We start from the raw sequence: 8,418 nt of genomic DNA on the forward strand, positions 1-8,418 counted from the left end.
AAATTGCTAAGATGTCAACCTCGCACTTGCAGCCTTGTGAGTGCTCTCTCTTTTTGTGCCATTGGCTCAAAATGTATTAAAAACAAGTCAAATAACGCCGGAATAACCAGAAACGGCACAATTAATTTTCGTATGAAAAGATTTGCCATAATACTCCTATTAATCCTGTTCATTCCGGACGGCGGCCTGCTGGCAATAAACAAGGGCAAGCCTTTCTTCAGGAATTTCAGAGCCTTGGAATACAAGGGCCATAACAGGAACTTTGATGTCACCTGTGATGATGACGGCAGGGTTTTCATTGCCAATTTTGAGGGACTGCTCATTTATGACGGTGCGCAGTGGCGTATGATCCATACACCAGGGATTTCACGCGTGACCTGTTTGCACAATGACGGTGAAGGCAAAGTGTGGTTCGGTGGTGACGGTTTTCTGGGCAATGTTTCAATGTCGGATTCACTTGAAGTGCGTTATGTGGTTTCAGATACTTCAAGAACCAGGGGCTTCGGCGAGATTTCCAGAATTTCAGGTGGCGGAGGCCGGCTTGAATTCACCGTAAGCTCCGGAGAATCATTTTCCTGGGAGAATGGAAAACTCAACCAGGTGCAGGCGCTTGCACAGGATGAAATCAATCTGCCTGCCGCCTCGGACAAATATGAGGTCAACAGCAGTGTTAGAATTCACGACAGGGGGCTGACAGCAATTGCCACCAATGGAAACGGAGTGGTGGTGTTCGATTCCACCGGGAGCGAACTGTACTCCTTGAGCGCACTTGACGGATTGTGCAGCAATAATGTCTCCAATCTGGCATATGACGGCAAAGGCTCGTTATGGGGAATAACCGACAACGGAGTCTTTGTTGTGATACTATCGCCGGTGTATTCATATTATACGGAGAAATATGGTCTGGAAGGCCAGGTGAATACCATTCTGGCTACCGGAGGTGAATTGCTGGTCGGTACTTTGCAGGGACTTTTCAAACTGGGTGAACAGGACAGCTTCAGCAAGGTGGGGAATATGAACGTTGCCTGCTGGCAGCTTGTGGAACTTCAATCCGGCAAGGCTCTGGCAGCAACTGCAAATGGAGTTTATATGTGTTCCAACGATATAAGGCAGCTTACGCCAAGGCACACATTGTCCGTGGTGCTTGACAAAGATGGTTTCCTTAGCGGAGAACTCGACGGTATCTATTCAAATACCTTCAACGGAAGTTCAACAAAGATTTCCAATGTGCCTAATGTGGTCAAGTTCGAGAAGGACTATGCCGGAGGAATCTGGGCTCTGTCACTGAACAGGAATATATACTACAAAGCACCCGATTCGTATGAATTTGAAAGGGATGTGAACGAAAGCATGTCGCTGCTGTTCGAGTACAAGGACAAGGAAGGTACTGTCTGGAAACCTGCATACAAGGATCTTGGTCTTTCCGGCAGTTCCCTTACGGAACGTCAGGAAAAATGGCTCAAGCCGCTTGATACCTACAACATAACGGCAATGGAAAGGCTCGGGGAGAATATCGCCTGGATAGGTGGCAGTTTCGGGCTTATCTGCATGGATCTTGGTAAAATGCAGACACTGGATACATACGAGCCTGTTATCAAGATACGATACATGAAACTTGATGGCAACAATCTCAAGGCCACAGTGGCCAGTGACAAGTTTGACCCTATAGGTACAACATTGTACAATTGCAGGCTTAAGAATTCGGATGTATGGTCATCGCTGCAGGAGGACAATGACTTCGTGTTCAACCATCTTCTTCCGGGTGAGTACCAGCTGCAGTTCCGCGCTGTTGATGCATTCGGCAATGTCTCGTATTCGGAGCCGTTCGAAATGAGCATTCCTTATCCGATTTATATCAGATGGTATTTCCTGGCATTGTATCTGCTGTTTGTCGTACTTGCCATATATGCTTTCTTCAAGTGGAGGATGCACGCCGCAAAGAAGGAGCAGATGAGGCTGGAAAAGGTTGTGGACGAAAGGACCAGGGAACTCAAGGACGCTCAGGACAAACTTCTCCGTCAGGAACGCGAGGCAACGGTGGGTCAGCTTACGAAAGGTCTGATTGACCGTATCCTCAACCCTATGAACTACATCAACAATTTCGCCCATCTTACCACAGAACTTACAAAGGACCTGAAAGCCAATCTTGAAGATGATCAGGATAATATGACCGAGGATATCTTTGAGGATTCAATGGATGTCGTAAGTATGATGAACACCAATCTTGAAAAGATAGAGCAGCACGGTGTGTCAGCAACCAGAATCCTCAAGGCCATGGAGGAACTCCTCAAGGAGCGTTCCGGCAATGTTGAGGAAACGCTTCTGGTTCCATTGAGCCAGCAGACCGTGAATACCTTCATGCAGTATTATTCGAAGGATATTAGTTCATATAATGTCGAGGTGGTGTTGAATGCCTGCGATCCGGACTTGAAAGCCGGAATAGTTGCGGCTCAAATGAACAAAGTCCTGGGAATGATGCTGTCAAACAGCATATATGCTGTGAAGAAGAAAGTTGACAAACTCAGATACGATGGCGGGTCCGCCGCATATCTGCCTGAAATAGTTCTGTCGGTCCGTAAGTCCGGCATTGCCGGTAGCGTTGCGGAAATATCTGTGCGGGATAACGGAATCGGTATTGAAAACAGTATAAAGGACAAGATATTCGATCCTTTCTTCACCACAAAACCTACAGCCGAAGCTCCCGGAGTGGGACTGTATCTTTCACAGATGATAGTCCAGGATGTGGGCGGAAGCATAACGGTGGACTCCGTAAAGGATGAATACACAGAATTCACAATTGTTTTAAAATAAAGTTTTATGAACGATTTGGATAAAATGGAAGATTTGCGCAAGCAGGTGGAAACTTTGCAGGAGCAGATGCACAATCAGGAGAAACTGGCTTCACTGGGCCTCCTGAGTGCGGGCATATCACATGAAGTGCAGAACCCGCTGAATTTCGTGATCAATTTCAGCAAGATGTCAGTAAAGCTTCTGGATGATCTCATGGATATCATGGATGAAAACAGCAGCAAGTTCAACGAAGACGACAAGGCGGATGTGGAGGATATATGTGCTGACCTCAAGGAGAACATGACCAAAATACTGTCACATGGTGAAAGAGCCATAAGCATCATCCGTGGAATACTTCTTCAGAGCCGTGGAAAGAACGGAGAGTTCATGCCAACTGATATAAGCGCCCTTGTACACGAGTATGTGTGGCTGGCCTACCATTCAATGCGTGCCAACGATAAATCGTTCAATATTGCCATACACGAAGAGTACCAGGACAATATGCCAAAGTTCATGCTTATTCCGCAGGATATAAGCAGGGCTGTGCTCAATGTGATGAACAACGCCTGCTATACACTCAAGGAAAGGGCAGGCTTTGGAGATGCTTCGTATGCTCCGGCTGTTACTGTAAAGGTCATATTTGATGGCAACGCAGGACTTACAATTGCAATAACCGACAATGGTATGGGAATGACTCCTGAAATCAAGGCAAAGATTTTCGAGAATTTCTTCACCACCAAACCTGCAGGGCAGGGTACCGGCCTGGGCATGGGAATAATCCGTTCTCTTATTGAGGACAATCACAATGGCACAATGCTTTGTGATACCGAGCCAGGTGTAGGAACAACAATCACTTTCAAAATTCCGGTTAAAATCTGCAAATAAATGAAACACAGAATATTATTACTGGGTATCTTGCTGTTTTTTTCAGTTCCACAGCTCAAGGCCCAGAATACGGATGAAATATTGAACAAGGCCAGTCTTGCATACGAAACGGGACGTTTCGAAACAGCGGATTCACTTCTGGCCAACAATATACGCAGCATTAAGATCAATGACAGGGAAAGGGCTTACAGAATACTTGCTCTTTCCAACTTCCATCTGGAACGTGAGGAGGAAACCATACTTTACGCTTCAAAACTTCTGGAGACGAATCCTTTCTATAATTCATACGAGGATTCACCCAGATTCGCCGACCTGCTGGAAAAAATCAAGAAGGAGGGAATAAAGGTGAGCACCGCTTCCAAGTTCGCTGAATCCATTGAGGAGGTTCCGGTTCCTGTAACCCTTATAACGGAGGAAATGATAAAGGCGTCAGGCGGTCATTCCCTGGCTGACGTGCTGCTGCTTTATTTGCCCGGCTTTTCCCAGATTGGAAGCATTGAGGAGAACAATGCTATGCGAGGAGTGTATGGATTGAGTCAGGAAACTATTCTTGTACTTATTGACGGACATAGAATCAACAGCGCAACAACCAATGCCGCTCCTTTCGACTATCGCAACAGCCTTGACAAGATCAAGCAGATTGAAGTGCTTCGCGGCCCTGCTTCTTCGTTGTACGGGAACGTTGCTCTTACAGCCGTTGTAAATATCATTACAAAATCAGGCTATGATATAGACGGAGCCAAAGTGAGCATGAGCGTTGGAAAGGACAAGTATCTGAACCCTTCAATCCTTGTTGGCAAAGGCAACCTCAAGACCGATTTCATGGCTTGGCTGTCTGTAACTGACTGTCAGGGTGAAAAAGATATTCTTTCAGGTACTACGCACTATATAGGTGGCTATAACAGAAAGCCTACATTCGATATTGGAGCAAAGGCTCACTGGGATGATTTCAAGCTTGAAGCCATTGCCAGCCAGGGCAAATCAGTTCCATATTACAATCTAATAGGTCTCTCGGAGAAATTTTCCTACGATGCTTACAATGAACTTTCAGGAAACAAACCCGGAGTAATGAAAACCAATATCAGGGTGGATGCCGATTATTCACACTCCTGGGAGAATTTCTCCATAGACGGCAGCGCCTTTGCAACTTACGAGAGAATCCAGATGTACAATGTGCTCGGCGATACCATTCCATATCAGTATTCTGAACTGCTGGCCGTGCTCATGGGCCTTGGGTCAGTCAAGACAAGAGGCGTGTGGCAGTCCGTGACTTGGGAAAATTTCAGTTTCGGAGGTTCGGTGAGCGGCAATTATAATTATAAGTTCACCAATGGCATGAGCGGTTCCGTTCTTTTGGGAGCACAGTTCGAGACAAGTGTTGTTACCGATGCCTGCCTGTATATAGGCGCGGATTTCGGCCAGATAAACAACACAATGAGCAATGTGTTCATTAAGGATCATGAAGACGTATTCTCAACATTCTTCCAGTTGAAACATAATTTCACAAAAAGGTTCATATTTAACGGAGGATTGCGTTATGATCACAAGATTCGTCACAATAAACGGAAACTTGATACATTCTCTCCGCGAATTTCTCTGATATGGCTTGCAAATGATATTTTCAGCCTGAAAGCCGGTTACTCACATTCGTTCGTTGACGCACCATACTTCTTCAGAGGTTCATTGATTCCAATATTCTCCGGAGGTGAGAACCTGAGTGCGGAAAAGATGGATGCGTTCCAGGTGTCCGCAAACTTCAACTGGAAAAAGAGCAAACTCAAATATGAGATAAACCTGTTCTATAACAAGATTTCGGATATGGTTTATATAAATCCTCAGCTTGAAGCGTCGCAAGAAGGAATAAAATCAACATTGTTCGCCAATGCCGGAAAAATAAACATTGGCGGTATTGAAAACACTCTGCAGCACGATGGAGAGCATACATCCTTCAACTTCAACCTTACATACCAGTATCCATTCAAGGTTGAGAACTTCGAGTCAGAGAAGCACGATATCAGCAATGTGCCTAACTTCCTGGCTAATTTTACCATAGCTCAGAAACTTCCGCAAACCACGATAGGAACATTCAAGGTGTTTGCCAACGTTCATGCTCAGTCATCGTTCAATAGTTTGAACAATAATTTGATAGATAAACTGATATACCAGAACCTGTCCTATTATGAACAATCCGCCGCTGCAATATTAGGTGTTGGAGCTGAGTGGACATCAACATTCGGACTTGGGGCCAAACTTGATGTTAACAACCTGTTCAACAGCAAATATGACAGGGGCGGACAGCTGCTCAAAGGCGTTCCGTGCCGCGGATTCAATATGGTGGGAACTATAAGCTACAGCTTCTAGTCCGCATCACCATCCTTGATTTCCATAAGGTCAGGACGGAATACTACGGAAATCCAGTTCTGCATAGGATCGCATGACCAGAAATCTATTACGAATACGTCTGTAATAGGATCTGTAAGGCGTGAGCATATATATTCTTCATCAAGCTTGCTGCAGTGCTCCTGAAATTCCTCTATTGCCTTTTCAGTGCAATCGTAGAATTTGCCTGTGTATTGCGGACGTGATGAGAAATATGGATCCTCACCGATTTTAGCCATGATTTCGTTGTAAGCCTGCTTGTCAGTTACGTGTGAGCGACCCATGTTAATCAGGTACTCGTGTGTACCGTCCTTGTCGCTGCTGCAGGATGAGCAGAGGGCCAGTGCTGCAAAAGCAATGCAGCAGACCAAAAATAATCTTTTTACCATACTTGTTTGTATTTAGAATAAACTGCATTATTCAAAATTTGAGCCAAAATTGCCTTCGCTGGCTTATTATTGCTATTTTTGTGGGAAAATATGCGGCGTGATGAATTTTGAAACCATAATTTTTGACTACGATGGTACTTTAGCCGACACAGCACCACTCATTGTTCATGTTACAAAGGAAACTCTCAAGCACTTTGGTATTAACGATGTTTCTGAAGACCTCGTGCGCTCCAACATCGGCCTTCCGCTTGTTGACTGCCTGCGTCTCGATGGTAATCTCAACAATGCTCAGGCCGAGGAGGCTGTTGTGGTTTACAGAAGGATTTTTGCCGAATCCCTTGACGACACCGTTTATTTTCCGGGAGTTGCCGAAACTCTTGTGCGCTTGCATTCCAGAGGAATCAGGATGGGAATAGCCACCTCCAGATCCACGGGCTCCCTTCACGCAATGCTTGACTCACATAATTTAAGACAATATTTTACAGCGATAGTAACAGTGGATGACGGCCTTGCCGCCAAGCCTGCTCCCGACATGGCCCTTGAAGTGCTCAGACAGCTCGGCTCAACCGCCGGCACTGCACTTATGGTTGGCGACACCACCTTTGACCTTGAAATGGGCCGCCGGGCCGGATGCCGCACCTGCGGAGTCACCTACGGCAATCATTCCAGGTCCAGACTCCTTGAGACTTCACCTGATTATTTGATTGACGCATTCAATGAATTGCTGCGTATTGTTTGATAATTAAAAATTAACTGCTATATTTGCAACCGCTTTTGAAAGAAGCAGGATTGGTCCGGTAGCTCAGCTGGATAGAGCAACAGCCTTCTAAGCTGTGGGTCTTGGGTTCGAATCCCAACCGGATCACCGGAAAGCCTTCTACACTATCGTAGGAGGCTTTTTTCATTGAAAGGGGCAAGAAAAGGGCAAGAATTGTGCAACAAAGTATATGATTTATAATTCCAATTTTCATATTTAGGGAGGATATGGAGGTCAAATTGTGTTCACACGGGCGTTGAAAAGATTATGCCACAGTTGGCGTTAAGGAGACACCAGTGGATTTCGAGTTCATAAGAAATGGAGAAGGAACTTGTACCTTCAATCCAGATAAGATTCGCAGCTCCTATGACAGCAGAGGAGATATGGGTGCTCATCACTCTTCCTGAATGGACAATCACTTACTCAGCCAATGACGTCCGTACAGAAGGCGCACGTATGAGCTTTGAGGAGCCGGGTGTATGCTATCCATACGAGGTTACTCAGGAGTAAGGGATTCAGGTGAAAAATTTAATTGAGGTTGACCAAAAGTTTTGGCCGGCCTCCATTTTTTTATTCAGTGTACTGGCAGAACTGGTTGCTTCCTTGGTCTCCTTTCTATTGTTCATCGCAATTTGAGGTTGAAAACCATATACGACTGTGTCAGTATTTTATGGACCGTATAGAGTTAGGGCCGTTAAACATGTAAGTTTTGCAGTCGCTCAAGACCTATTGAGTTGTAAGCGCCTCCCGGTGGACGTTGGGTGGCTGGGAAATATGACTGCGGCCCATGCTGTTGGCAGAGGCCGCATCCTTATCGTCAATCAGCCTGACTAATTATTCCGCACGTCTATTCAGAGACAGGGCGCACGACCACACCACTGCAGTTCGGATCAGATTGATAATTTGGGAGAATACGGATGGTTGAGAAGTGTAAAATACCTTGATTTTCCATTCTCCAATAGACACCGACTTCACCTTGCTTTATGACGTTATTAGAGCCCAAATTGAAATAACCAGTGGCAGGAAGGAAAATGCTGTTCCCAAACTCGAAGTATCGTTCTTTACCTGTTACCAAGTAGCCATTCATTCCCGTATTTTGATAATTTTCTTGCCAAGTCCAATCGCAATATTTCACTAGTGACTGATATTGCACCTCACTCGGAAGAGTCCATAAGTGTCCATCACCGCTTTCACTGTTCCATATCGTTACAACTTCAA

The 8,418-nt window shown here is 45.4% G+C and carries 6 protein-coding genes, 1 tRNA gene and 1 pseudogene; 6 read left to right on the forward strand and 2 right to left on the reverse strand.

The features are described from left to right. Positions 1-132: 132 nt before the first annotated feature. Genes AC06L3_RS06870 through AC06L3_RS06880 form a run of 3 tightly spaced genes read left to right on the forward strand, consistent with a single transcriptional unit; the run spans position 133 to position 6,036 of the window. Positions 133-2,811: an ATP-binding protein gene (locus AC06L3_RS06870; protein WP_475669881.1), complete on the forward strand. Its 2,679-nt coding sequence runs from the start codon at positions 133-135 to the stop codon at positions 2,809-2,811. Positions 2,812-2,817: 6 nt separating this feature from the next. Beyond that, on the forward strand, positions 2,818-3,675 hold the full coding sequence (locus AC06L3_RS06875; protein ID WP_475669882.1) for a sensor histidine kinase: 858 nt from the start codon (positions 2,818-2,820) through the stop codon (positions 3,673-3,675). Next, entirely contained in the window at positions 3,676-6,036 is a 2,361-nt protein-coding gene (locus AC06L3_RS06880; protein WP_475669883.1) for a TonB-dependent receptor, read from the forward strand. It begins immediately after the preceding gene. Here the strand turns inward: AC06L3_RS06880 and AC06L3_RS06885 are convergent. Then, the gene (locus AC06L3_RS06885) at positions 6,033-6,443 is read right to left on the reverse strand and encodes a hypothetical protein (protein WP_475669884.1); all 411 of its coding nucleotides are present in this window, start codon (positions 6,441-6,443) and stop codon (positions 6,033-6,035) included. The genes AC06L3_RS06880 and AC06L3_RS06885 overlap by 4 nt on opposite strands. Positions 6,444-6,543: 100 nt before the next feature. On the opposite strand from AC06L3_RS06885, the gene AC06L3_RS06890 reads away from it, so the two are divergent. The 3 genes from AC06L3_RS06890 (at position 6,544) to AC06L3_RS06900 (ending at position 7,710) form a co-directional block, all read left to right on the forward strand. Continuing rightward, on the forward strand, positions 6,544-7,182 hold the full coding sequence (locus AC06L3_RS06890) for an HAD family hydrolase (protein WP_475669886.1): 639 nt from the start codon (positions 6,544-6,546) through the stop codon (positions 7,180-7,182). A gap of 52 nt (positions 7,183-7,234) precedes the next feature. Then, positions 7,235-7,308: transfer RNA gene (locus AC06L3_RS06895), tRNA-Arg, on the forward strand. A 210-nt stretch (positions 7,309-7,518) separates the two neighbouring features. After that, positions 7,519-7,710 (forward strand): hypothetical protein, encoded by a 192-nt coding sequence (locus tag AC06L3_RS06900; RefSeq protein ID WP_475669885.1) that lies wholly within the window; start codon positions 7,519-7,521, stop codon positions 7,708-7,710. 337 nt (positions 7,711-8,047) lie between these two features. On the opposite strand, the pseudogene AC06L3_RS06905 reads toward AC06L3_RS06900, so the two are convergent. Continuing rightward, positions 8,048-8,418 (reverse strand): annotated as a pseudogene (locus AC06L3_RS06905) (hypothetical protein); the annotation flags it as partial.

The organism is Candidatus Egerieousia sp. (assembly GCF_056211015.1).